This window comes from Halomonas sp. NPDC076908 (genome assembly GCF_050269715.1).
Taxonomy (GTDB): Bacteria; Pseudomonadota; Gammaproteobacteria; order Pseudomonadales; family Halomonadaceae; genus Vreelandella.
Window position 1 is genome coordinate 41,575 of record NZ_JBNNIW010000004.1, and the last position, 24,406, is coordinate 65,980.

25 protein-coding genes are annotated in these 24,406 nt (G+C 54.2%); 7 read left to right on the forward strand and 18 right to left on the reverse strand.

Annotated elements, in window-relative coordinates:
- Nucleotides 1-25 precede the first annotated feature (25 nt).
- Nucleotides 26-922, reverse strand: coding sequence for an urease accessory protein UreD (locus ACQKE4_RS03415; RefSeq protein ID WP_427386903.1), 897 nt, complete (start codon nucleotides 920-922; stop codon nucleotides 26-28).
- Between the two features lie 309 nt (nucleotides 923-1,231).
- Between ACQKE4_RS03415 and ACQKE4_RS03420 the strand changes: the two genes are divergently transcribed.
- The 3 genes from ACQKE4_RS03420 (at nucleotide 1,232) to ACQKE4_RS03430 (ending at nucleotide 2,953) form a co-directional block, all read left to right on the forward strand.
- Nucleotides 1,232-1,474: a DUF1272 domain-containing protein gene (locus ACQKE4_RS03420; RefSeq protein WP_427386904.1), complete on the forward strand. Its 243-nt coding sequence runs from the start codon at nucleotides 1,232-1,234 to the stop codon at nucleotides 1,472-1,474.
- A 109-nt stretch (nucleotides 1,475-1,583) separates the two neighbouring features.
- Nucleotides 1,584-2,132, forward strand: a complete 549-nt coding sequence (locus ACQKE4_RS03425; RefSeq protein WP_427386905.1) for a PepSY-associated TM helix domain-containing protein — start codon at nucleotides 1,584-1,586, stop codon at nucleotides 2,130-2,132.
- Nucleotides 2,129-2,953 carry a PepSY-associated TM helix domain-containing protein gene (locus ACQKE4_RS03430; RefSeq protein WP_427386906.1) on the forward strand — a complete coding sequence of 275 codons (825 nt, stop codon included), beginning with the start codon at nucleotides 2,129-2,131 and terminating at the stop codon, nucleotides 2,951-2,953. Before ACQKE4_RS03425 ends, ACQKE4_RS03430 begins: the two co-directional genes overlap by 4 nt.
- A gap of 45 nt (nucleotides 2,954-2,998) precedes the next feature.
- Here ACQKE4_RS03430 and ACQKE4_RS03435 read toward each other — a convergent pair whose 3' ends face one another.
- The 3 genes from ACQKE4_RS03435 to ACQKE4_RS03445 all read right to left on the reverse strand — a co-directional run bounded on the left by ACQKE4_RS03435 (nucleotide 2,999) and on the right by ACQKE4_RS03445 (nucleotide 4,695).
- Entirely contained in the window at nucleotides 2,999-3,607 is a 609-nt protein-coding gene (locus ACQKE4_RS03435) for an SCO family protein (RefSeq protein ID WP_427386907.1), read from the reverse strand.
- 18 nt (nucleotides 3,608-3,625) lie between these two features.
- Entirely contained in the window at nucleotides 3,626-4,186 is a 561-nt protein-coding gene (locus tag ACQKE4_RS03440) for a copper chaperone PCu(A)C (RefSeq protein ID WP_427386908.1), read from the reverse strand.
- A gap of 119 nt (nucleotides 4,187-4,305) precedes the next feature.
- Complete coding sequence (locus tag ACQKE4_RS03445) at nucleotides 4,306-4,695, reverse strand: hypothetical protein (protein ID WP_427386909.1); 390 nt, start codon at nucleotides 4,693-4,695, stop codon at nucleotides 4,306-4,308.
- 202 nt (nucleotides 4,696-4,897) lie between these two features.
- On the opposite strand from ACQKE4_RS03445, the gene parS reads away from it, so the two are divergent.
- Both parS and ACQKE4_RS03455 read left to right on the forward strand, forming a co-directional pair.
- Nucleotides 4,898-5,347, forward strand: a complete 450-nt coding sequence (parS, locus tag ACQKE4_RS03450; RefSeq protein WP_427386910.1) for a type II RES/Xre toxin-antitoxin system antitoxin — start codon at nucleotides 4,898-4,900, stop codon at nucleotides 5,345-5,347.
- Nucleotides 5,344-5,808 carry an RES family NAD+ phosphorylase gene (locus ACQKE4_RS03455; RefSeq protein ID WP_427386911.1) on the forward strand — a complete coding sequence of 155 codons (465 nt, stop codon included), beginning with the start codon at nucleotides 5,344-5,346 and terminating at the stop codon, nucleotides 5,806-5,808. Before parS ends, ACQKE4_RS03455 begins: the two co-directional genes overlap by 4 nt.
- A gap of 16 nt (nucleotides 5,809-5,824) precedes the next feature.
- Here the strand turns inward: ACQKE4_RS03455 and urtE are convergent, their stop codons facing one another.
- From urtE to ACQKE4_RS03505, 10 genes are all read right to left on the reverse strand, one after another.
- Nucleotides 5,825-6,535 carry an urea ABC transporter ATP-binding subunit UrtE gene (urtE, locus tag ACQKE4_RS03460; RefSeq protein ID WP_427386912.1) on the reverse strand — a complete coding sequence of 237 codons (711 nt, stop codon included), beginning with the start codon at nucleotides 6,533-6,535 and terminating at the stop codon, nucleotides 5,825-5,827.
- Nucleotides 6,535-7,371 (reverse strand): urea ABC transporter ATP-binding protein UrtD, encoded by an 837-nt coding sequence (urtD, locus tag ACQKE4_RS03465; RefSeq protein ID WP_427386913.1) that lies wholly within the window; start codon nucleotides 7,369-7,371, stop codon nucleotides 6,535-6,537. The genes urtE and urtD overlap by 1 nt, the downstream gene beginning before the upstream one ends.
- Nucleotides 7,368-8,531: an urea ABC transporter permease subunit UrtC gene (urtC, locus tag ACQKE4_RS03470; RefSeq protein WP_427386914.1), complete on the reverse strand. Its 1,164-nt coding sequence runs from the start codon at nucleotides 8,529-8,531 to the stop codon at nucleotides 7,368-7,370. The genes urtD and urtC overlap by 4 nt, the downstream gene beginning before the upstream one ends.
- Before the next feature lie 3 nt (nucleotides 8,532-8,534).
- Complete coding sequence (gene urtB, locus ACQKE4_RS03475) at nucleotides 8,535-10,151, reverse strand: urea ABC transporter permease subunit UrtB (RefSeq protein WP_427386915.1); 1,617 nt, start codon at nucleotides 10,149-10,151, stop codon at nucleotides 8,535-8,537.
- Nucleotides 10,152-10,272: 121 nt separating this feature from the next.
- Complete coding sequence (gene urtA / locus ACQKE4_RS03480) at nucleotides 10,273-11,625, reverse strand: urea ABC transporter substrate-binding protein (protein ID WP_290838868.1); 1,353 nt, start codon at nucleotides 11,623-11,625, stop codon at nucleotides 10,273-10,275.
- A 391-nt stretch (nucleotides 11,626-12,016) separates the two neighbouring features.
- Nucleotides 12,017-13,519 carry a tripartite tricarboxylate transporter permease gene (locus ACQKE4_RS03485; protein WP_427386916.1) on the reverse strand — a complete coding sequence of 501 codons (1,503 nt, stop codon included), beginning with the start codon at nucleotides 13,517-13,519 and terminating at the stop codon, nucleotides 12,017-12,019.
- A gap of 39 nt (nucleotides 13,520-13,558) precedes the next feature.
- A complete protein-coding gene (locus ACQKE4_RS03490) occupies nucleotides 13,559-14,041 on the reverse strand; it encodes a tripartite tricarboxylate transporter TctB family protein (protein ID WP_427386917.1) in 483 nt (160 codons plus the stop codon).
- Between the two features lie 102 nt (nucleotides 14,042-14,143).
- On the reverse strand, nucleotides 14,144-15,139 hold the full coding sequence (locus ACQKE4_RS03495; RefSeq protein ID WP_427386918.1) for a Bug family tripartite tricarboxylate transporter substrate binding protein: 996 nt from the start codon (nucleotides 15,137-15,139) through the stop codon (nucleotides 14,144-14,146).
- 189 nt (nucleotides 15,140-15,328) lie between these two features.
- Nucleotides 15,329-16,060, reverse strand: a complete 732-nt coding sequence (locus ACQKE4_RS03500; RefSeq protein ID WP_427386919.1) for a response regulator — start codon at nucleotides 16,058-16,060, stop codon at nucleotides 15,329-15,331.
- Between the two features lie 98 nt (nucleotides 16,061-16,158).
- Nucleotides 16,159-17,832, reverse strand: coding sequence for an ATP-binding protein (locus tag ACQKE4_RS03505; RefSeq protein WP_427386920.1), 1,674 nt, complete (start codon nucleotides 17,830-17,832; stop codon nucleotides 16,159-16,161).
- 98 nt (nucleotides 17,833-17,930) lie between these two features.
- Here ACQKE4_RS03505 and ACQKE4_RS03510 point away from each other — a divergent pair, with 98 nt between their 5' ends.
- Nucleotides 17,931-18,701 carry a DUF481 domain-containing protein gene (locus ACQKE4_RS03510; protein WP_427386921.1) on the forward strand — a complete coding sequence of 257 codons (771 nt, stop codon included), beginning with the start codon at nucleotides 17,931-17,933 and terminating at the stop codon, nucleotides 18,699-18,701.
- Nucleotides 18,702-18,725: 24 nt separating this feature from the next.
- Here the strand turns inward: ACQKE4_RS03510 and ACQKE4_RS03515 are convergent, their stop codons facing one another.
- The 3 genes from ACQKE4_RS03515 to ACQKE4_RS03525 form a co-directional block, all read right to left on the reverse strand.
- Nucleotides 18,726-19,496 (reverse strand): ABC transporter permease, encoded by a 771-nt coding sequence (locus tag ACQKE4_RS03515; protein ID WP_427386922.1) that lies wholly within the window; start codon nucleotides 19,494-19,496, stop codon nucleotides 18,726-18,728.
- A 281-nt stretch (nucleotides 19,497-19,777) separates the two neighbouring features.
- Nucleotides 19,778-20,560 (reverse strand): ABC transporter ATP-binding protein, encoded by a 783-nt coding sequence (locus ACQKE4_RS03520; RefSeq protein ID WP_290835958.1) that lies wholly within the window; start codon nucleotides 20,558-20,560, stop codon nucleotides 19,778-19,780.
- A 2-nt stretch (nucleotides 20,561-20,562) separates the two neighbouring features.
- A complete protein-coding gene (locus ACQKE4_RS03525; protein WP_427386923.1) occupies nucleotides 20,563-21,624 on the reverse strand; it encodes an ABC transporter substrate-binding protein in 1,062 nt (353 codons plus the stop codon).
- A 360-nt stretch (nucleotides 21,625-21,984) separates the two neighbouring features.
- On the opposite strand from ACQKE4_RS03525, the gene ACQKE4_RS03530 reads away from it, so the two are divergent.
- Nucleotides 21,985-23,553, forward strand: coding sequence for a BCCT family transporter (locus ACQKE4_RS03530; protein WP_427386924.1), 1,569 nt, complete (start codon nucleotides 21,985-21,987; stop codon nucleotides 23,551-23,553).
- 26 nt (nucleotides 23,554-23,579) lie between these two features.
- Here the strand turns inward: ACQKE4_RS03530 and ACQKE4_RS03535 are convergent, their stop codons facing one another.
- Entirely contained in the window at nucleotides 23,580-24,398 is an 819-nt protein-coding gene (locus ACQKE4_RS03535) for a flagellin (RefSeq protein WP_427386925.1), read from the reverse strand.
- Nucleotides 24,399-24,406: the final 8 nt, after the last annotated feature.

Here is a 24,406-nt window from a genome sequence, read left to right on the forward strand (position 1 = left end):
CAGCAGTACATTGCAGTGATACTGATTAGGTTAGCCAAATTCGCGGTGTATGCGCTTCACGCTCAATCCAACGGGGGCGCAGGACTCGCCACGCGTGTTCACAAAGCGCCCAGGCTTCGTTGCGCGAGTTGCCTAGGTAGCGCAGCAGCAGCACACCTTGGCGCATGGTAACCGCCCAGCGTGGATTATCCGGCAACACCTCACGCAGGGCCTCAATAGCAGCCGGTGCATCGCTAATACCCACCGCCCATAATGTGGCTTGCACCGTGGCACCGCCCTGCCCCCAGCGCCCCTTAAAGCGCGCATGCAAAGGGTCGAGCGGTTGGCGCTCAAGCCATAGCGGCTTTCCGTCTAACGTCATACGAAAGTGCTGCTCAATCCGGCCCGAGACATAGGGTAATTCGCTAGCTGGGCGGCCTAGTGCCATCACCTCCCAGCCTAAACAGCGGGCGGAACCATGCAGCTCAATATGGGTGCGCTGCTCACCCTTCGAGCCATCAAAGGCGATGGTTTCCTGGGGTAGCCACTCCAGGGTTGCATCATTCTCTACCGATAGTCGCGTATGCTGGGACCAGGCAACACCTTGGCTGTCGGCCTTATAGAGCTTATTAGCGGCAGGCGTGGTCAACAGTGCATGAGCCCCGTTCTCCACATGGGCGCTAATCGTGAGTGCATCGCCACTCACCAGTCCCCCTGGCGGGTGTAGTACGTAAACATGGCAAGGGCTGTCATAGGGGCCGCGCCTGCCTTCTGGATAAAAAGGGCGCTGCACTCGCAGCGGCCCATGATGGCGCGCCTGCACCATGCGTGTGGCACCATCGCGTTGGGCAAACGTCAGTGCCAATGAGGCCGCCCAGTGGCGGTCTGCATCGAAACGGTGGCCAGAGCTAATGGACGGTATTGCGAGATCGCCTAGGAACATAAAGAACTGCCGCTGCCTTTTAATAAGCGTTTGATTAACAAATGCAATTAATGCGCCAAAATGGTGAAAAGCTATTAGATGCTGACTCTCTTGTCACCACAATAAAGACTTAAAGTGCCTGAGATTGGCCAACAACCGCCAATTGCACCAAAAAGGATCAATCTAATAGCGCGATGCACCAAGATAAATCTTCCCTCCCCGCCGCTATACATCGCTTCGTTAACGTTATTAATGCCATTAATTCAATTACTGTGGCTAGACAACCGCCTCCTATAGCGCTTATATAAGCGTTCACGCGGGAGCCTAATCATGCTTCAACTTCGCCCGAACTGTGAGTGTTGCGATAAGGATTTGCCCCCTGAGGCGGCGGCTGTCATTTGTACCTTTGAGTGTACGTTTTGTCGCGAGTGTGCCAGTGGAGTTTTAGGGGATACATGCCCTAACTGTGGTGGTAATTTTTCACCGCGCCCCGTTCGGCCTAACAACATGCTGGAAAAGTACCCCGCTTCAAAAGAGAGCATCTTAAAGGCCGGTGGCTGTACAGCGGTTTAATTCAGGCGTTATTAACCCTAAAAGAGCACGACGAATGAAAAGCGCCCTAAACCAAGGTGACCGCTAACGTCTTCGGCCATGGCCGGTTTGCGGCCTGGAGCTCCACCCTATGTCTACTGCTGCTTACCCGGAAGAGGGACGTAAAAAGTCCTTCGATATATACCGTGCCGTGTGGCGCTGGCATTTCTATGCTGGCCTGCTGGTACTGCCTTTTATGATTACCCTGGCGATGACTGGTGGGCTTTACCTTTTCAAAGATGAATTGGACGCCATCATCCATGCGGATTTGAAACGCGTCGCGGTTCAGGAAGCCGTGCAACCGCCTTCGACGCTGGTCAGCGCTGCACTTGAGGCCCACCCCGGCACCGCCGTTAAGTACACCGACCCAGTAACACCTGAAAGCTCTGCCGAAATCACCGTTAACACCCTGGCAGGTGAGCGTCTTGCGGTGTATGTAGACCCTTACACATCCAACGTACTGGGGGCGCTGGATGACCGTGGCACCATCATGTGGACGGTGCGCTATCTACACAGCTTTAAATACTTTGGGCCTACCGCGCGAAAAGTGATTGAGATTGCCGGGGGCTGGTCGATCCTGCTGGTAGGCACCGGCATTTACTTATGGTGGCCCGGGGTAAAGGGTCAGGCGGCGTGGTGAGTGTGCGCGGCAAACCCAAAAGCCGGGTGTTTTGGCGCGACTTGCATGCGGTATTGGGCATTTTTGTGGGCGGCTTTCTTGTCTTCCTGGCGATTACCGGCATGCCGTGGTCTGGCGTGTGGGGCGGCCAGGTTAACCAGTGGGCCAATGGCAATAACTTCGGCTACCCATCGGGCGTTCGCGTTGAGGTGCCGGTTTCCAATGCGTATTTAAGCGACCAGGGCTTAACCAGTTGGTCGTTGGAGCAGGCTCGCATACCGGAATCCACGCCTCCCGCCAGCCCAATGCCCCGCATAGGCCTTAACAATGCAGTGGCGGCATTTGAACAGCTAGGATTACAGCAGGGCTTCACGGTTAACCTGCCCAGTTCTGCCGCCGGGGTATATACCGGCTCCATCTATCCTGACAACTTGAGCCAGCAGCGTGTGGTTCACCTTGATCAATATAGCGGCGAACCATTGATCGACATGAGCTACGCCGACTATGGCACGTTCGGCAGATGGCTAGAATTTGGTATCAATGTTCATATGGGCCAAGAGTTTGGCCTGCTCAATCAGCTGCTCCTGCTGGCAGTCTGCTTTGCCATTATCTTACTGGCCGTGTCGGCTGCGGTGATGTGGTGGAAACGACGCCCTAAAGGCGCGATGGGCGTACCGCCACTACCGGCGGATAAGCATGTTTTCCGCGGTTTAATCGCCATTCTGGTGATCGGTGGGGTGATTTTCCCGCTGGTCGGCGCTTCGTTGATTGTCATGCTGCTGATTGATTGGCTGATCGTGCAACGCCTTCAGGAAAAGCGATTAGCTAGGCAAACAGCGTAGCTAAAGCCATCACGCTGGCCTAGGGCCAGAGCGTTGATATAGCACTTATGAGGAAGCCAGTAGCTGCTCCAGTGATGCCTGAGCCTCATCCAGGTCGAAGTCGTAGGCTAAGGTGCCAACGACATTACCCTCGGGATCCAATAGGTAGGTAGAAGCGGTATGGCTGATGGTGTAGTCACCATTGTCAGTCTCTACTCGCTCGTAGTGCACGCGATAGGTTTCGGCTATGGCATCAATTTGCGCTTCATTTCCTGATAAGCCGTGAATGCGGCTATCGAAGACAGATAGGTAGCGAGAGAGCTGATCAGGGCCATCCCGCTGCCAATCCAGGGAAACAAAGAGGTAGTTGAACTGGTCTGCCTGATTGCCCAGTTGCTTAATCAGCCGCGACAGATTGAAAAGTGTCGAAGGGCAGATATCCGGGCAATACGTGAAACCAAAAAACATGATGGTGGGCTTGCCTAAAAAGTCATCCTGGCTAACCAGCGAACCATCTGAGTCAACTAATTGAAACTGGCCACCTATGTCGGTACTTCCTGGGCCAGCGCTTTCCGGGCTCGTGGCTTGTTTGCCAAACACGACCAGGAACAGCGCTAACGTAAGTACGAGCACTAACGTACCGATGGAAAGCAGGGCAAAATCGCGACGCTGCATGTCTAGTACACAGTGCTGTTAGTGCGCCATTTGCCCATGCTCTTCATGGTGATCACCGTGGTTCTCAGCGTGATGATCGGCATGAGCGTCTTGGCCTTCAGGCGAGGCACCGACCGGCACCACCTGGAGTTCCGTCTCAATACTCTCCGCATGTTGGAACTCAAGCGTTAAGGGAATCGGCTGGTCCTCTTCAATCGGGGAGGGTAGCGCCATAAACATCAAGTGCAGACCACCGGGAGCCAGAGTGACCGTTTCACCGGCGGGAATCTCAATCCCACCGGGGAGATGCTGCATACGCATTACATCACCAACCATCTCCATGGTGTGGATCTCGACCTGGTCGGTAATCGCTGCGGAGGCACCCACTAAACGATCATCAACAGAGCCGTGGTTGGTAATAGTTAAAAAACCGCCCCCGGCAGCGGCGCCCGGCGGTGTTGCACGCGCCCAGGGTTGAGTAACATCAAGATGAGAACTCTCTGCAGAAGTCGGCTCATCGTGGGAGCCGCCGTGATGAGCAAAAAGAGAGGTACTGACTAATAGCAGCGAGGATAACAATACAGTGCGAATCATAAACATAGGGAACTCCATAAATAACGTGTAGACACTTAGCTCAACCCATTAAACGTAATGAGTAGAATGATGGCTAAATCGTCGTGGCTAAATCATTAAATCGTTAAAGCGTTTTAATCACGTATTTACAGGAGAGGAGGGGCACGCGCATAAGAGAGTACAAACAAGCCGGTGGCTTGTTGTAAAGGTTCGGCGTAACGCGGTCGAACGGGGTCACCTGCCGCGGCCATCACCCCAAGAGGGGCACTCGAAAGTGCCGTACCAAGCGCACAGGCAGATTTGCATAGCAGATTGCTGAGTTCACTGGAACTCTTAGCGTCTGATTCGCCCTGCTGGTTGGCAACAACACCATGCGGATCACACAGTACAAATAGCGGTGACGTACTACCGTCGCCAAGTACCGCCGCCTGTGCGTAAGACCCAAGGAGGACATGCAGCATAAGGACATACGAGACAAGGATAGCCACAATGCCACCCTTGTATCGGTCACTTAAAAAGCGCTGCATGTTGGTCATGTTTAATAACTACCCTTGCCTTCGTTTTATTCTTAATGTGATGGCTGGATAACAATATAACTGAACTATCACTTAAATACTAAAGGCAGTCTCACAGTAGATCATTGGCCAGATAGCTCGCTACCCTTCGCGCACTTGACGGTTTTACAAACGCCCTCTATACCATTTGATATACTGATGAAATATCAAATGAGAAACCACCATGGATATTCACTTCACGCAATATCAGCCGTCGAAAGCGCTGGCATCCGGATTCTGGCAACAGATCGGCCTGCCTGCACGTGGCCGCAAGCTACATGAATTATTGCATGAAGGCGTGGAGTATCGTGTCTACCCCCAGCTTGCCAAAGTGTCAGGTATCGAGCAGAAAGCCTTGGCGGGCTATGTGGATATTCCCTCAGCCACGCTGAGCCGTCGCGCCAAATCGGGCCGCTTTAAGATGGCGGAGAGCGACCGGTTGTATCGCTTTGCTGAGCTCTTTAAAGCGGCGCTGGATCTGTTCGAGGGTGACTATGAGGGCGCCCGCGCCTGGCTGCTCAAACCCAATATCGGGCTGGGTGGGCGCAGGCCCGTCGAGATGAGCGCTACGTCTGCGGAATATCAAACGGTGTTGAATCTGATCGGTCGGCTAGAGCACGGAGTCTCTGCATGACCGAGATCACTGCCTTTCGGCTGATTAAGCGCAAGTTTCAGGAGACGGCGTTTGATGGCGAGGGAGCACGGCTTTATGGCGGTCGCTGGAATAGCCCCGGGAATGCCTGTGTGTATGTGGCAAGCTCAGAGTCGTTGGCGCTGCTGGAAATCATGGTGCATCTGGAAAGTTATCGGCTACTCAACGCCTATGCGCTGCTGCGCCTGACGCTGCCCACGCAGAGCATCTTGAGTGTGGGTGCCGAAGACTTACCAAACAATTGGCAGGAAGCGCCAGCACCTGCGGAAACCGCCGACCTGGGCGATGGCTGGCTAGCCTCCGGTCAGAGCTTGGCGCTGGCCCTGCCCAGCGTGGTGGTGCCGAGAGAGCTTAATTACATGCTCAACCCGGCCCACCCCTTATTCGAGCAAGCGATTGCCAACGCTGAGGAACTGCCGTTCCAACCCGATCCACGGCTGTAAACCAGGTGTGGATAACTCAAACCGTCAGATGCTGCTTGATCAGCTCATTGGAGAGCTCGCTGATCTCGCCTTTGGCCACCGGGCGGCCACGATCCATAATCACAAAGCGGTCGGCGTATTTACGGGCGAAGGGCAGTTTTTGCTCTACCAGTAGCACCGTGAGGCCATCCTCTTTGATCAGTTGGCGAATCACCTGGCCAATTTGCGCCACGATATTGGGCTGAATGCCCTCCCCCGGCTCGTCGAGAATCAGTAGCTTCGGCTCGATCACTAGCGCACGACCAATCGCCAGCTGCTGCTGTTGCCCGCCGGAGAGGTCGCCGCCGCGGCGGTGCTTCATCTCTTTAAGTACCGGGAACAGCTCATAGACCCGCTTGGGGATTTTTTTCAGCCCGTCGCTACGCGCAGCTAGGCCGGTGCGTAGGTTCTCTTCTACCGTCAGCAGTGGAAATATCTGCCGCCCTTGGGGCACATAGCCAATACCCAACCGCGAGCGTGCCTCGACGGATTTTTTAGTCAGCTCTACCGCGCTTTGGTCGCCACCGGTATAGCGCAGTTGCCCGCTGGCGACGTTAACTTCGCCCATTACGGCTTTTAATAGCGTGGTTTTACCTACGCCATTACGGCCCATTACACAGGTACACTGGCCTGCGGGCACGTCAAGATCGAGATCCCACAAGGTGTGGCTTTCGCCATAAAACTGGTTAAGTTTTTCAATGGCTAGCATTAGGCAGCCTCCTCGTCATCCGCACCAAGGTAGACCTCGACCACTTTCGGGTCGCTGGAGACCTGATCCATGGTGCCCTCTGCCAATACGCTGCCCTGGTGTAGCACAGTCACTTGACGAGCGATCGAGCGTACGAAGCCCATATCGTGCTCTACCACCACCACGGACTGCTTACCGGCAAGCCCTGTCAGCAGCTCGGCGGTGCGCTCCATCTCCTGCTCGGTCATGCCCGCTACCGGCTCATCTACCAGCAGCAAGCGTGGGCGCTGCATTAACAGCATGCCGATCTCTAACCACTGCTTTTGGCCGTGGGAAAGTATCCCTGCTGGCTGGTGGCGCAGTGCCACTAAGCCGGTGGTTTCCAGTACTTCATCAATACGGTCTTTGATTTCACCGGTCATACGGGCGGTGAGCGTGGGGAAAATCCGCTTGTCCGCCGCCATGGCCAGCTCCAGGTTTTCAAATACCGTCAGCGCTTCAAACACCGTGGGCTTTTGAAACTTACGGCCAATCCCCAGGCTGGCGATTTCCGGCTCATTCATATTGAGCAGGTTATGGCGGCTACCAAACCAGACGCTGCCGCTGTTGGGGCGGGTTTTACCGGTGATGATATCCATCATGGTGGTTTTACCGGCCCCGTTAGGGCCGATAATGCAGCGCAGTTCACCGTCGTCGATGGTCAAGTTAAGGTTGTTAATGGCCTTAAAGCCATCAAAACTTACGGTGACATCCTCAAGGTACAGAATGGGGCCATGGCGAACATCGACCGGCGAATCCTGCGGCACCATAAAGTCAAACACCCGGTCACGCTGGGTCAGCGATTGCAGCAAGCTCATGCTGAGGCCTCCTTGGGCGTGGTGGGTTTGGCTGTATGTTCTTCGCGCTTACGCCGCTTGATATGCAGAAACAGCCCCGCCACTCCTTTGGGTAGAAATACCGTCACCAGTACAAACATCGCGCCCAGAGCAAATAGCCAAGCGTCCGGCATTACGCCGGTAAATACCGTTTTGGCGTAGTTAACCAAAATCGCCCCAATCACCGCGCCGTATAGCGTAGCGCGGCCTCCCAGGGCTACCCAAAGCACAATCTCGATAGAGAAAATCGGCGAGAATTCGCTGGGGTTAATAATGCCTACCTGGGGAACATAGAGCGCCCCCGCCAGGCCCGCCAGCATGGCCGACACTACAAATACAAACAGCTGAAAGCGTTCGACGCGATAGCCAAGAAAGCGTGTGCGCGCTTCGGCGTCACGGGTGGCAATGCTGACCCGGCCCAGCTTGCTGGTGACAATCGCACGGCAAAGAATGTAGCCCAGCCCCAGTGCTACCCCTGTCGCGAGGAACAGTCCTAGCCGGGTGTCGTTGCTGCGCAGATTGTAGCCAAGCAGCTCGCGGAAGTCGGTTAAGCCGTTATTACCACCAAAGCCCATCTCGTTACGGAAAAACGCCAGCATCAATGCAAACGTCAGCGCCTGGGTAATAATCGAGAGATAGACCCCGGTTACCCGCGAACGAAAGGCGAGAAAACCAAAGATCAGCGCCAGCAGCCCCGGTGCGATCAGCACCATGGCGAAGGCGAACCAGGCCATATCAAAGCCGAGCCAGTACCAGGGCAGGCTGTCCCAGTTTAAAAACACCATAAAGTCCGGCAGTACGGGGTGGCCGTAGGTACCGCGCTCACCAATTTGGCGCATTAAGTACATGCCCATGGCGTAACCACCAATGGCGAAAAAAGCCCCGTGCCCCAAACTCAAAATACCCAGATAGCCCCAGACTAAGTCCACCGCCACGGCTAGCAGCGCGTAGCTTAGGTACTTACCGAACAGGTTAACGGTGTAGGCACCCACGTGCAGTGGATTGTCCGGCGGTACTGCTACGTGCAGGATCGTGACTAGCGCCAGCGCAGCCAGCAGTACGCCAAGAAATATTTGCGTAGAGCGTTCGCTGAATGGGCGTGTTAGCCAAAAATTGGTCGATGATTCGGTCGTTAATGACATCGCTTAGCCCTCCGCAGCCCGGCCCTTCTGCGGGAAGAGTCCACGCGGGCGTTTTTGAATGAATAGGATGATAAATACCAGCACGATAATCTTGGCCAGTACTGCACCCGCCCAAGGTTCCAGCACTTGGTTGATTACACCTAATGACAGACCAGCGACCAACGTACCCCACAGGTTGCCTACGCCGCCGAACACCACCACCATGAAAGAGTCGATGATGTAGTTCTGGCCCAGGTTGGGGCCGACGTTGGTGAGCTGAGAAAGCGCGACACCGGCAAGTCCTGCCACACCAGAACCCAGCGCAAAGGTCATGATATCGACGCGAGTGGCACGAATGCCCATGGAGCGCGCCATGGCGCGGTTCTGGGTTACGGCACGCACCTCAAGCCCTAGCCGGGTGCGGCGCATAATCAGCATCAGACTGGCAAACACCACCAGCGCGAAGCCAAGCACATACATACGGTTAAGGGTTAGCGACAGTGCGTCGTTAATCACTAGCGAGCCGCTCATCCACTCAGGGGTAATAACGGTGCGGTTAAGCGGCGAAATGCCGGTGCGCACCAGTTGCTGCAGAATCAGGCTGATACCAAAGGTGGCCAGCAGGGTTTCCAGCGGGCGGCCTTTCAGAAACTGAATCACGCTGCGCTCAATGGCAATGCCCGCCAGCGCGGCCACCATAAAGCCTGCAGGTATCGAGAGAATCAATGCCAAACCGGGCTGTCCCGGCAGCAGTTGTTGCATCGCCCAGGTGGTGTAAGCCCCTAGCATGATCAATTCGCCGTGGGCCATATTGATAACACCCATTACCCCAAACGTGATCGCCAAGCCAATCGCCGCGAGTACCAATACCGACCCTAGGCTCAAGCCGAAATAGAGGGTTTCCAAGCCGCGGTTTATTTTTAGGTTCTGCTCAACGCTAATCAGCGCGGCGGTGGCGGCATCAGCAATAATCGGGTCATCGCCGTTGGCTGCCCGGCTAAGCGCCACTCGTGCACGAGGGTGCAGGCTACCCTGCAGCGCCTCAACGCCTTCAAGTTCGCCGTTTTCGACTTGATAAATGGCTAGCGCCTGGGCAAGCCGACGCTGGACCTGAGCATCCTCTTCCTCCGCAATAAGCTCACTAAGCGGCTCGGCCAGCTCTTCGTCCACTTCACCTAATAGCCGAGTCGCCGAGGTACGGCGACGCTCAACGTCTGGCGAGTACAGATCCACCACGGCAATCGCGCTACGCAGCTGATTGCGCAGCGCGTTATTGATACCGATACGATCTAAATCACGGCGCGACATCTCACCCAGCGGTTCGCCGGTTAAGGCATCGGCGACCGGCCAGTCGCGACCGCTGTTATCGAGCACCACCACGAAGCGGCCATCGTCAGCGCGCTGTAAGCGGCCATCTAACAACTCCTGCAACCATTCGCGGGCGCGCTCATCGTCGCTTTGCAAAATAGCGATAATGGCCTCGCCCTTGGCGGGGTAAGAGTCAACGTCCAGCGCTTCTAACAGCTCAAGCGCAGCGGCGTCATCGGTAGGTTCAGTAGCGGAGCTCGTTTGTGCCTGGGCTGTTAGCGTAGTACTCAACAACAGGAGACACAGCAGCCCCAAGGAAAGGAAACGCCTCATGGGGTTGTTCCTTTAGTTATCTAAATGGGGGAGGTAGCGTGCTCCCTCGCCACCGAGCGTCATGCCCGATGGCGAGGGTTAAAGCATGGACTTAGCGCAAGTAGTTACCTAATAGACGTAATTACTCAGCCAGTGCCGCTTCGGCTTCTTCTGCTGCGGTGCTGCCACCACACGAGCCGTTAACGACGTTAAAGTTGCCGCACTCCATCGGCTTGCGCCAATCGGCAATCAGGTCACGTGAACCCGGCAGGTAGTCAGACCATGCATCGCCCGCCACGGTAGAAGGCGTCTGCCAGACGATATCGAACTGACCATTATCTTGCACTTCACCAATTAGCACCGGCTTGGTGATGTGGTGGTTCGGCATCATCGCCGCGTAGCCGCCGGTTAGGTTAGGCACGGTGACACCAATAATGGCGTCTTTCACCGCGTCTACATCCGTGGTACCCGCTTTGCGAACCGCTTCCGCCCACATATTGAAACCAATGTAGTGCGCTTCCATTGGGTCATTGGTCACGGCATCTTCGTCGCCGGTGTAGTCGATCCAGGCGTCGATGAAGTCGTAGTTTTCGTCTGTGTCGACGCTCATAAAGTAGTTCCAGGCGGCCAAGTGGCCGACCAGCGGGCCGGTATCAATACCGGTCAGTTCCTGCTCGCCTACGGAGAAAGCAATAACCGGGATATCCGCAGCATCGACACCTTGGTTAGAAAGCTCGGTGTAGAACGGCACGTTGGCGTCGCCATTAACCGTTGAAATCACGGCGGTCGGTTTACCTTCCTCACCAAAGCGACGGATTTCAGACACAATGTTCTGCCAATCCGAGTGACCGAACGGCGTGTAGTTGACCATGATGTCTTCTTCCGCGATGCCGTGCTCATCTTTGAGGAAGGCTTCTAGGATACGATTGGTCGTGCGCGGATAGACGTAGTCGGTACCCACTAAGGCGAAGCGTTCGATACCCACTTCATTGATCAAATACTCAACCGCAGGAATCGCCTGCTGGTTGGGCGCCGCACCGGTATAGAAAACGTTTTCAGATGACTCTTCGCCTTCGTACTGAACTGGGTAGAACAGTAAGCCGTTAAGCTCTTCAAAGACCGGAAGTACCGCCTTACGGGAAACGGATGTCCAGTTACCAAACACAACATCAACTTCGTGCTGAGCTAGCAGCTCACGAGCGCGCTCTGCAAATAGCGGCCAGTTAGACGCGGGGTCAACAACAACAGCTTCAAGCTGGCGACCCAGCAAGCCGCCCGCTTCATTCTGCTGCTCAATCAACATCTCGACGGTGTCTTTTAGCACCGTCTCACTAATTGCCATGGTGCCTGAAAGCGAATGCAGGATACCGACTTTAATCGGGTCATCGTCTTGGGCGATCGCCTGAGCGCTGGCTCCCATGACAGCGGCGGCAATTAAAGCGGTAGCAAAACGGCTGCTTAAACGAGAGTGTGTCTTGCGTTGCAATGTGGTCACTTGAACCTCCTTGCACCCCTTATCGTTGGGGCTTGTTGATGGGCTTCGCATAACGGGATGTTGTGTTGTTACACCCTTTAATACGTGCACTAGCCCTTAGTAATTGCAAGGGGCGCGCCAAACTGACACAAAGCCAATTTATACAAGTACAAACAGCATGTTAAAAACTTCAGTAAAGAATCAATTATTATCAAACGCACCAAAATAGCGCACTACCATCTATCAGACGCACCCTGTCAATGCACCAATAAAATACATTGCACCAATTAGGTGTCTGAGGGTTATAGATACACAAGGATTACCAACCCGCTACACAGAACATACAAAAACGCCCTGAGGAAAGACCCCCAAGGCGTTCAGTCAGAGATGCAACGTGGCGCGAAACGTCGCTTTATTTAGCAGTGGTCGCGTCAGCCTTCTTACGGCGCTTTTTAAACAGCGGTAGCGTCAGCGAGAGGAGCGCAACCAATAACAAGGCTAATGAGATGGGCTTATCGATAAAGATAGACCAGTCTCCACCAGAGATTTGCAGCGCACGGCGCATGGACTCTTCCATGATATTACCCAGGATCAAGGCCAGGATCAGCGGTGCTGCCGGGAAACCAAACAGACGCATACCCAGGCCAATCAAACCAAAACCGAGCAGCAACAGCAGGTCAAACACACTAAAGCTCATGCCGTAAACACCGATCATGCAGAAGATCAAAATCAACGACAGCAGCAGCGGCCGGGGAAGATCAAGAATCTTCGCAATCAGCGGAATTAGCGGCAGGTTAAGTACCAGCAGGAAAATATTACCGATATACATACTGGCAATAACGCCCCAGAACACGTCTGGACGCTGCTCTAACATCATGGGCCCTGGCGTCACACCCATCACCAATAGTGCGCCCAGCAGAACGGCAGTGGTACCCGACCCCGGCACACCCAGCGTTAATAAGGGTACGAAAGAGCCAGTACAGGCGGCGTTATTAGCTGCTTCTGGTGCGGCAACACCTTTAATGTTGCCTTTACCGAAGGTATCGCCATCTTTGGCAATCCGTTTCTCCATGCTGTAGCCCAGAAACGAACCGATGGTTGCGCCTGCGCCAGGCAGTACGCCAGTAAAGAAGCCAAGCACAGAGCTGCGGCTGATAGGGCCCGCTATCTGTTTAACTTCACTACGCGACAGTTTGAGCGAGCCGATCACGTTACGCGGCACTTCTTTACCGCCACCACCACGTAGCAACATGTAAAACACTTCCGCTAACGCGAAGATACCCAAGGCGACGACCAGGAAGTCGATCCCATCGAGCAGATGGGCAGAGCCAAAGGTGAAGCGCTCGGTACCGGTCTGCATATCGATCCCCACGATAGAAATAATCACCCCGACAACGGCAGCAATCAGTCCTTTCACCAAGGATTTATCGGATAGTGATACCACTGCTGTTAGACCCAAGACCATCAGCGCAAAATATTCTGCGGGGCCAAAGCTGACGGCTACTTTAGAGAGCAGCGGCGCCACCAGCATTAAGAACACAATAGAAACCGTGCCGCCAATAAACGAGGAGTACGCGGCAATCGCCAGCGCTTTACCCGCTAGCCCCTGCTTGGCCATCGGGTAGCCGTCAAAGGAGGTGGCTACGGTACCCGCCACGCCAGGGGCGTTAAGCAGAATAGAGGAGGTGGAACCACCAAAAATGGCGCCATAGTAAACCCCTGCCATCAAAATCAAGCCCGAAGAGGGCTCCATGGCAAAGGTGATAGGAATCATCAGGGCAAGGGCACTGATCGGGCCTAGACCCGGCAACATGCCGATAATGGTGCCAGCGAAAACACCAGCAAAGACGTAGGCGATGTTGATTGGCTCAAGCGCGATGCCAAAGCCGTACATTAAATTATTCAAGGCATCCATGGGATTTACTCTTTCAAATGGCCTGCTTAAACGGCTTGGTTAGAAAGGCAACACGCCCGAAGGCAAGTAGACATCCATCACGCGGGTCATGGTGAGGTAAAGCGCCAGCACGACACCCAAGGAGGTGGCGAGGTTGACCGGGTGGCGGCGATAGCCGTAATAGGCCGTCAAACCAACGCAGAGCAGCGTAGACGCAAGCACAAAACCGAGTGGCACCAATAGCAGCGCATAAGCGGCAATCGAGATGGAGGTCACGATCACACGTGCCCAGGGCGTGAATAGCAGCGGGCCTTGGGTCGCCTCATGATCAATCTCATCCGCACCGGCAATCGGCGTGGGCTTTTCAAAAAACAGAAACACGGCAAGTATCAGTAATGAAAAGCCCAATACCTTCGGAAACAGGTCAGAGTCGACCGGCCGTGGCAACGGGAAGGTAGGAATTTGCCATGCCATCGCGAGGTACGCGGCAGCTAATAGCCCCAATATCAGCGCCAACCACTGATTGGTATTTAATCGAGTCATAGGAATCTCTCCGGAGGAGCAAACTCGCCTCCAGCATTGACAGACAAGAGGCCCCCAGCTGCGTTATGCAGCCGGGGTAGCACGAGAACACAAGGGAGGTTATTAGCGAAGCAGGCCAAGCTCGCTCAGCACATCGCTGAACTGCTCTTGCTGTCCATCCAGAAACGCACCGAACTCTTCGCTGTTCTGGTAAGCATTGATCCAACCTAGCTGCTCACTCGCATCACGCCATGCGTCGGTTTCGAGCATTTCAGCGAACAGATCTTCGTAGTAGGCCACCGCCTCTGCGGGCATATCAGGAGTGCCCATAACACCACGCCAGATATCAAAGGTGTAATCGATATCTTGCTCTTGGTAAGTCGGCACATCGGATAAGCCACCACCAATACGTTCCGGTGCTGATACGCCAAGCGCACGAATCTGGCTGCCTTCACCTAGTTGACCAACCGCTTCACCTGCGCCAGTGACCACCGCTTCAATATGGCCACCCATCAGGTTGGTCATCGCGTCGCCGCCACCAGAGAAAGGAATGTAGTTAACGCTAGACGCGTCTAAACCAGCCGCTGAGGCTAGGCCCGCAACCGAGATGTGATCCATAGAGCCAGGCGCACTACCGCCACCAACGCTCAAGTTAGGGTTTGCTTCCAGCGCCGCCATCAGGTCATTGATGGTCTCGTACTCGGAATCTGCTGGCACCAGAATAATCGAGTAGTCGGTGATCAAGCGTGCAACCGGTGTAAAGTCGGTATGGTCGTAACGCGAAGCACCTGCTAGTGGCACCAGAATAAGCGGCGGGCTTGTCGCAAACAGTTTATGCGGGTTGCCGCTATCGCGGGCAATTTGAGCCCATGCAACCGCACCGCCGCCGCCTGGTACGTTAATTGCGGCGAAGTTTTCGTCGGCCAGACCTTCCTGCTGAATCACACGAGACACCGTACGTACCAGCGTATCCCAACCACCGCCCGGATTAGCCGGGGCAACGAATTCGATAGAGCGCGTTGGGGTCCACTCTTGCGCCTGCGCAGCGGTCGAGAGAGCAGCAAAGGTGGCTAGGGGTAAAGCAAATACAGATAAACGCTTGAGGGTAAGCGACGTCATGATGGCGTTCTCCACTTATCAATGTTGTTGTGTGGGTGTTGTCTTATTTTGTGACTATATTGTGTGCCTCTACGCCGCGAACGTTAGAAGAACGCCCCCCTAACAGACAAGTTTCTGAGCATAAAAGACAAAAAGTTCTTTATGAGCATTTTGTTCATTTTGTTCACACTGGTGGGTATACCTAGCTACTTATAAGGTTTCAAGCCATGCATGCGCCCCACCCAACAGCCGGTAGCGCCGCTCTGGACGCCCCACATCGCCATAACCAAGCTCGGCACTGACAGACTGCTCCGCGACTAAAAACTCCAAGTAGCGCCGTGCGGTTGATCGGCTGGCTCCCATGGTGCGTGCCATTTGCATGGCGGTTAACGCATCAGGTGCCTCGTCCAACGCTTCTATCACCCGCCGTAACGTGAGCCGATCAATCCCTTTCGGTAGTACATTGGTTTTCTGACGAAGTGCTTCGCCGGGGTGCAAGCGCGCCAATACATGATCGAGTTCATCCTGATTCATCTCATCACGGTTCGCTAATGCTTCACGTTCCCGCTGAAAACGTGTCAGCATCTGGGTCATTCGGGCGGCTTCTATCGGTTTGATCAGATAGTCGAATACGCCGCAACGCAGCGCTTCGCTAATGGTATCGACTTCGCGCGCCGCCGTGACCATCACGATATCGACATGAACATAGTCGCGCCGGATCGCCCAAAGAAGCTCTAGCCCCTCTACATCGGGTAAATAAGCGTCTAGTAAAACCAGCTGGATACTGGGGCCATGCTCCGCCATGATCGCTTTAGCTTCGCTACCGTTACGCGCCATACCGACGACATAAAAGCCTTCGCTCTGTTCAATAAAAGCGCGGTGAATATCAGCAATGCGAAAGTCGTCTTCGACGACCAAAATACCGTACTGCCCCTCAGACATTCGTTTCCCCTAGCGGTGGCTCGTCATTGTTATCGTCATGAAGGTCATGTTCTGGAATTTAGCCAATTGAATATTTTAAGGTTCAGCGCAGAAGGATTTTACACCGCCTCAGCGCAAAGTGAGCGGTCAAGCACCGCAATAAAACAGGCGCCTTCAAGTTCGCTCTCTTCCAGCGTTACAGCGCCGCCATTCTGACGGCATAGCCGTGCCACTAGCGCCAAACCGATCCCCTGATGTTTGCCTGTTTTAGTGGAAAACCCTTCTTGGAAAATTGATTCGGCGTGCTCGGCGGGCACGCCTGGGCCATTATCCTCTACCTCAATCAGCAACTGCTCGCCTAAGTCGGTGAAAAACAAGCGTACTTTGGGCGTAGGGCTAGGCCCATGCAACGCTGCATAGCAGGAGTTATCCAGCAAGTTACCGACCACGCTCATCATTACCTCCTGCCCGGTGGGCGTCAGCGGGCAGGAGAGCGTGCTATGTTCATCTATCTCCAGCACCACGCCCAGCTCACGCGCGCGTGTTAGTTTACCCATCAAGGTGCCGCTGAGCACGGCATCGGCGACATTGCGAATTAAGAAGCTCATCTGGGCTTGGGCGCGTTCGGTCTCCTGATGGATCAACGCTAGCGCTTCATCAATGCGCTGTAACTGCAGCAAACCTGAGATGGTGTAGAGCTTGTTGGAAAACTCGTGGGCCTGGGCGCGCAACATATCAACATCACGACTGGCTTGGGTGAGTGCATGGGATAAATCGACAATTTCACGCCGACTTCGAAACGTCGCCACCGCCCCCTCAATCTCGCCTTCATGAACAATCGGTACGCGGTTAACCACCACTGGATGATCCCCCAGCCACATTTCCTGATCAAACTCCTGCTCACCGCGCTTAAGTACTTCCAATAGCCGTGAGTTGGGAACGATGTCGCGAATCGGCTGGCCGAGCAGTACTTTCTCATTGGTTAAATTGAGAAAACGCCGCGCCTGCTGATTAACCAACGTAATGTGACCCTCTCGGTTAACCGCCAAAATACCTTCGTGGATTGACTGCAAAATGGCCTCTTTTTCCATTGCCAGCCGTGCAATTTCGTAAGGCTCCAAGCCTAAGATAACCTTTTTAAGATGCTGCGATAGCCAGTATGCGCCCGCAAAACCCAAGGTGATCATCAGTGCGACCAGCGCCCAACCAAAGCTGGTATAGCGGCCGACATCCATGGCAACGCGATCCATCATAAAGCCAACGGAAACAATGCCGATGATGCTGCCTTCCTCATCCCATATAGGCGTTTTGCCGCGCATGGCGGTGCCCAACGAGCCGGTCGCTTCCGACACATAGGACTGTCCATAAATTAGCGCTTGATCATTATCGCCCCCTACCATCGGCTCTCCAATCCGATCAGGTACGGGATGTGAGTAGCGAACGCTTTGTGCATTGCCCACCACCACATAGCGGGCACCTGTTTCATGACGCACCTGTTCCGCGAACGGCTGAATAATGAAGGAGGGGTTAGGAATGGCAAAGGCATTGATAATTTGTGGCATCGCCGCTACGGTTTTAGCCACTGCCAGCGCCCGCTCCCCCATCTGATGGCTAATAATTTCCGCCTTGCGATGATTGAGATAGGTGCCTTGTGCCAGTAGCATGCCTGCCAGCAGCAGCCCGACCAGCAGCATGACCTGCAAGCGAAAGCTGCGCTTATACCAGCTGCGCCTGGCGCGAGTTCGGCGCCAACGCTGCAGATCAGCAAGGGTTCTAGGGCGAGGAGAGGTCATAAACAGGCTCGTCAGCGTAATGACTCATTATGGCACGCGTCAGCAAGCCACGTTAATTGTCACCGTTCTATGCCCTCGTTCGCTGATATAATGTCGTCATGCCTAATTCAAGGAGGGATGTTGTGGCAATTGCTCGATGGATTCTCGTACTGGCCTGCTGGCCACTGTGGTTAACAACGGCGTATGCCAACCCCTTTTACGCCCCACCACCGCCCCAGGAGGATGCGCCTATTTTTAGCGGTGACGCTGAGCTCGGTTTTAATCAACTGTCCGGCAACACCGACAGCCGCACTTTAATCGGTAAAACACTATTGACCTGGCTGAAGGGGAATTTCACCCACTCATTGCGGGGTGAGGTACGCAACGTAAGCAGAGATGGTGAAACCAGCGCCGAGCAGTACCTGCTCACAGGGCGAGAACGCTATGAGCTTGAGGGTCCACACTACTTATTTGGTTTTGCCCGCTGGGAGAAAGATCGCTTTGCGGGTTATGACCAACAGCTTTCCGCTATTGGCGGCTATGGGCGTCAAATCCTTGACGGCGAACGACATTATCTGTCGCTTGAGGCCGGGCCGGGTTATCGCCATGACCGGCTACGGGATGACGCCAATGAACGCCTCGCCGTCGCCTATTCAGCGCTCGATTATCGCTGGGAGTTTTCGCAACATTCTGATTTCAAGCAAGAGATGTCACTTGAATATACCGACCAGAACACCACATCTCGCTCACTGACAGCACTAACCACGCGCTTAAACTCTCGGCTCTCGTTGCGCCTCTCCCATGAGATCAAGCGCAACTCCGAACCACCCGAAGAGGCCAGCGAACGTACCGATCATACTACCAGCGCCTCACTGCTCTATCGTTGGTAAGGCGGGCTTAGCACACATTAGCATTTAGCGATTTTGACCACGGTGCGCCCACCCCGTCATACGCTTTTCTAGCAATGCAAACAGCTCATACATCACCATGGCCATGGCGCTGATCACTAGCAGGCCAGCAAAAACCAAGCCCATACGCATTTGCGAGCCAGCGCTCATCATTAAGTAGCCAATACCCTGATTGGAAGCAACGGTTTCTGACACCACCGTACCGACAAACGCCAGGGTAATGGCGACTTTCAGCGAAGCGAAGAAGTACGGCAGCGAGCGGGGCAACCCGACTTTTAGCAGCACGTCCATGCGTCGCGCGCCCAGCACCCGCAGCACATCTTCCATCTCTGGCTCCAAGGTTGCTAAGCCAGTGGCCACATTGACCACGATGGGGAAGAAACAGATCAGAAACGCGGTAAGAATTGCAGGAACTGAACCAATCCCGAACCAGACCACCAAAATGGGTACAAACGCCACTTTGGGAATAGCGTTAAAGCCCACTAACAGCGGGTAGCAGGCGTTATACAGAAAGCGCGACGAGCCGATAATAAAGCCCAACACCAGCCCGACAGCGACACCCAGGCCAAAGCCGATCAAGGTGGTCCAGAACGTTTGCCAGGAGTGCATGGCAATCGGCCCAGAGTAGGTAACTAGCGCTTGGGCGGTCTCTAAGGCGCTGGGGAAGATAAAGCTGGGCACGTCGAACACCCGCACCGTTACTTCCCAGATAATAACCAGTGCCACCACCGCAATCCACGGCGCTAGCCGTTCAATTAACAGGTTATTCTGTGCCATAAATATGCCTTTTATTGATACTGATATTAAGTCGGTTATTTATCACTAAGTGTGAAAACATCTTCGCTAGGAAGATAACTAAACCTTTAAGAGGGAGCTTCAGCTCGCGAATATTTGAGCTCCTAGCCAGCTTAGTCTAAGGGGAGCCTGCGGCACCCTTCGCCCGCTGAAGCGGCCTCCCACAACAGATAGTTGGCTTCTAGGCTTAACCTAGTAAGACTCAGAATAGCTAATCAAAATTAATACGACGCAAAATGTTCAATAACCATAAAGTACTGCCATTAAGTGCTGCGCACTTCGCCAATTTGTGCGCGTAGTTCCTGCACCAGATCAATAAAGGGTTTTTGGTAGGTAGTTTCCAGCGCGCGAGGTCTCGGCAAATCAATTTCGCGCCGTTCAATCACCCGGCCTGGACGGCGGCTCATGATATAGACGGTGTCGGCCAGAAACGCTGCTTCGCGCAGGTCATGGGTCACTAATACCACGGTAAAGCGCTGTTCCTCCCATAGGTCACGCAGCACACACCACAACTCTTCGCGGGTAAAGGCATCTAGCGCACCGAAGGGTTCATCCAGCATTAACAGCCGAGGTTGATGAATCAACGCACGGCAGATTGAGGCGCGCTGCTGCATGCCGCCGGAAAGCTGCCAGGGGTACTGGTCTTCATAACCCTCCAGCCCCACGGTCTTGAGTAGCTTGCGCGCCCAGCCGACAAACTCTTCGCGCCGTTTACGAAACTGGTGACGATAGGGTTTCACAATTTCCAGCGGCAGCAGCACGTTATCCAGCGTGGTGCGCCACGGCAGCAGGTTGGCATTTTGAAACGCCATGCCCGAGATCTTTAGCGGCCCGGTCACCGGCTGACCATCGACCTTTATCGCCCCCGTCGAAGGCGCGTGCAACCCGGTACACAGCTTCATAAATGTCGACTTACCGCACCCTGAAGGCCCCACGAAGGCGACAAACTCGCCTTCGTGGATATCCAGATTGATATCTTCGATGGCGTTACCTGATTCATCGTAGGCCAGGCTTACGTCGTCAAAGGTCACAAACGCTGCCGACATACTTATTCGCCCTCTGCCGTAAACAGCATGCGCTCTTCAGTAGGCGGTAAATAGCGTGAGCTGAACACTTGGTCTGGAGAGGGGACAGATGGCAAGTCATAGGCGTCGGCGACCAATTGAATCGCTTCAATCAAACGTTCTTCATCGACGCCGCCCACGCCATGTTCACGTGCATCCGGCGTATCAACAACGCTTTCAAGAGCGAGCTTTAAGCGGCGCGTCTCCATTTCTACGTTAATCAAGCCATCACGATTTTTAACGTACTCAATGGCAGCGTCAGGATCGGCAATGGTCTCACCGAGTGCGCGGTTGAAGGCACGCAAAAAGCCTTGTACTGCTTCGGGGTTCTCTTCCGCGAAGGATTCGCTGGCGATGATTGCGTTTCCGTAAAGTGGCACGCCGTAATCCGGGAACGGCATAATGGTGAGGTCATCTTCACTCATGCCACGCTCTTCAAGGTTGAGCAAACTAGTGAAGTAGAAGCCGGTAATCGCATCCACATCGCCACGGGTAAGCAGCGTCTCACGCAGAGCAGGATCAACGTTTTGCCACGCCACCGCATCGGCTGCGAGATCATTGGCAGCAGCAAACACGCCCCAGGCGCGGTAACCGGTATCAAAGGCCGGGGCGGCGATGGTTTTACCGGCTAAATCCGCAGGACTTTCAATACCGTTCTCTTTACGGGCAAACACCGCGGCAGGTGTTCCGTCGTAAACGATATAGACACCTTGAATGCCAGGGCCATCGGGGTTTTCAGCAAGAAACTCAATCAGCGCGTTAAGATCACCAAAGCCCATTTCGTAGGCACCGGATGCCACGCGGTTAATCGCCCCCGCTGAGCCGCTGCCGGAGTCAATTTGTACGTCCAGACCCTCTTCAGCAAAATAGCCTTTCTCCGCGGCCATTAAAAATGGCGCAGCCGGGCCTTCAAACCGCCAGTCCAACTGAAAGCGTATTTGAGCATCGTTCGCTTGGCTGATGGTAGGCATTAAAACCAGTGCTGCCGCACAACCCATCAAAAGGCGAGCAGCGGGGAAGCGGCGTGTAACAGCGGGCGTCATCATTATGAGCATACCTTGTATACAAAATATGCTTTGTGATTGCAGCAATACTGCCAAATTTATTTTTACTCTTATCAATCAAATAGTTAATCAGTAGTTATCGCCATATTAACCGCCGTCAATGTCTCATCAAGGTGCATTGCACCCCACATATGCACCAAATTAAAACATATTAGACCTTGGTCTAAAAAAGCGGTATACTAAGCGCAGTTTCCTGTCTTGCGCCATTCATTGAATGGCGCTTTTTTTTGTCTGCGGTTTTGTCGATTTTTTTATCAACTCTCTATTAACTAAGCGGTTTTAAACCGCTTAACGGCAAAGCTTGGATAGGCTCTTTCTCACTTCCCCAATAAGGTACTAACCATGAACCAGCCCGCCCCTAACGGCGAAGCCCCTAACGCTGACAGTTCTGGGCGGCTTTCGCTCGGCGACCCACTAGTGCTGATATTGAGCATCGGCTTTATCGTTGCCTTTCTGGCGCTATCGTTTTACGACGTTACCCTGGTGGCTGACACTATTAGCGCAGGCTTCGCCTGGACGGCACTCGTGCTGGGTAGCTATTTCCAATTGCTGCTCTTGTTGACGTTCTTTATTGCTATCGGTTTAGCCATGACACCGGCTGCTAAAGCCAAAATCGGCAATTTAGATGCACCAGAAATGAGCACGTTTAAGTGGCTCTCCATCATTCTGTGTACGCTACTGGCAGGCGGGGGGGTGTTTTTTGCCGCTGGCGAGCCGGTCTATCATTTTGTAGTAACTCCGCCCGCCTTTGATAGCGAAGCAGGCACCGCTGAAGCCGTCTCGGGTGCGTTGGCGCAATCCTTTATGCACTGGGGGTTTATGGCCTGGGCGGTGTTGGGCTCTCTCACTGCGGTGGTACTCGCCCATGCGCACTACGTGAAAGGCCAGCCGCTTCAGCCACGCACGCTGCTCTATCCGATCTTAGGTGAACGCTTAATGCGCGGCCCACTAGGCGGCTTAGTCGACGCGTGCTGCGTGATTGCCCTGGTGGCTGGTACCGTTGGCCCGATTGGCTTTCTGGCTACTCAGGTTAGCTTTGGCCTGCACGAGCTGTTTGGGCTACCAGAAGGCTATACCGGCCAACTGATCATTCTTGGCGTGCTGGCCAGCATCTATGTGCTCTCCTCTATGAGCGGCGTACATAAAGGCATTCAGCTCCTTAGTCGGTTTAATGTACTGCTGGCGCTGGCGATTGGCGCGGTAATCATTGTTTTTGGGCCAACGCTATTTTTAGTCAACAGTTACGTTTCCGGTATGGGCGCGTATGTCAGCGAATTTTTCACTATGGCGACCATGACCGCAGAAACCGCACCGGCTTGGTGGATGCAGTGGTGGACGGTGTTTTTCTTTACTTGGTTTATTGGCTATGCACCGGTAATGGCGATTTTCGTGGCACGTATTTCCCGCGGGCGCAGCATTCGCGAAATGATTGTTGCGGTGGCGATCCTGGCCCCCATTGCCACCACCGTTTGGTTTACCCTGCTGGGCGGCTCGGGCATCTACTATCAGCTCACTGGTGTGATTGATTTAACCGAAGCGCTTAATAACTTTCAGTTTGATGTGGCGACCTTAACCGTCGCCCAGGCACTGCCCGGCGGCACCTGGATGGCGCTGGCCATTTTGTTACTAACCACAATTTTTGTGGCCACCACAGGCGATTCCATGAGCTATGCGATTGCAGTGGTGGGCGCGGGCCACGATAACCCAAGCCCGGTAATGCGTGCATTCTGGGGGATTGCCATGGCGTTGATGGCGGCGGTACTGCTGTATATGGGGGCTGGGCAAATTGGCGCGCTACAGCAGTTTATCGTCATCACTGCGATTCCAGTGTCGTTGATTCTACTACCGTCGCTATGGAATGGCCCTCAGGCGGCTTACGCCATGGCCCGTGAGCAGGGCATTATTGAATAAATAAGCCCACTCTACGTCTTTCTACCTTATAGCCCTTCCAACAGCCGCAAAATCATCTGCGGCTGTTGGTTAGCCTGGGCCAAAATAGCCATGCCTGCCTGCTGCAGGATTTGCGCACGAATCAGGTTGGAAACTTCCCGAGCATAATCGGCATCCTGAATACGTGACCGAGCGGCGGAGGTGTTAATAATGTTGTTATTGAGGCCATCAATCACACTTTCAAAGCGATTCTGTACAGCGCCCATGTAGCTACGCTGGCGATCCACGAGCTTGATCGCTTCATCCATTGCATCCAGTGGACTTTCTGGGGCGCTGCCCTCCAGTACGCTAAAGCCCTGCAGTCCTAGCGCCTGGACATTCATGGCATCAAAACGAACCGCTATGCTATCGCCAGCGTTAGCGCCGACCTGAATATTTAATGATTTTGACTCATTAATCAGCCCGATGCCATTAAAGTTACTCTGCCCCGCGATGCGGTCGATCTCTTCTAGGCGCTGATCAATCTCGGTTTGAATGGAGACAAGGTCGTCAGAAGAGTTGGTGCCATTCGCCGCCTGTACGCTCAGCTCACGGATGCGCTGCAGGTTGTCGTTAATTTGGTTAAGCGACCCTTCCGCCGTTTGCACCATGGAAATGCCGTCATTGGTGTTGCGAATCGCCTGAGTCATCCCTTTAATTTGCGCCGTCATGCGGTTGGCAATCGCCTGCCCTGCCGGATCATCTTTAGCGCTGTTAATGCGCAGCCCAGATGAGAGCCGCTGCATAGCGGTCTGCATAGCTTGCTGACTGCCGCGCAGATTATTCTGCGCAATAAGCGACATCATATTGGTATTCAGGCTGAGCAATGCGCGCC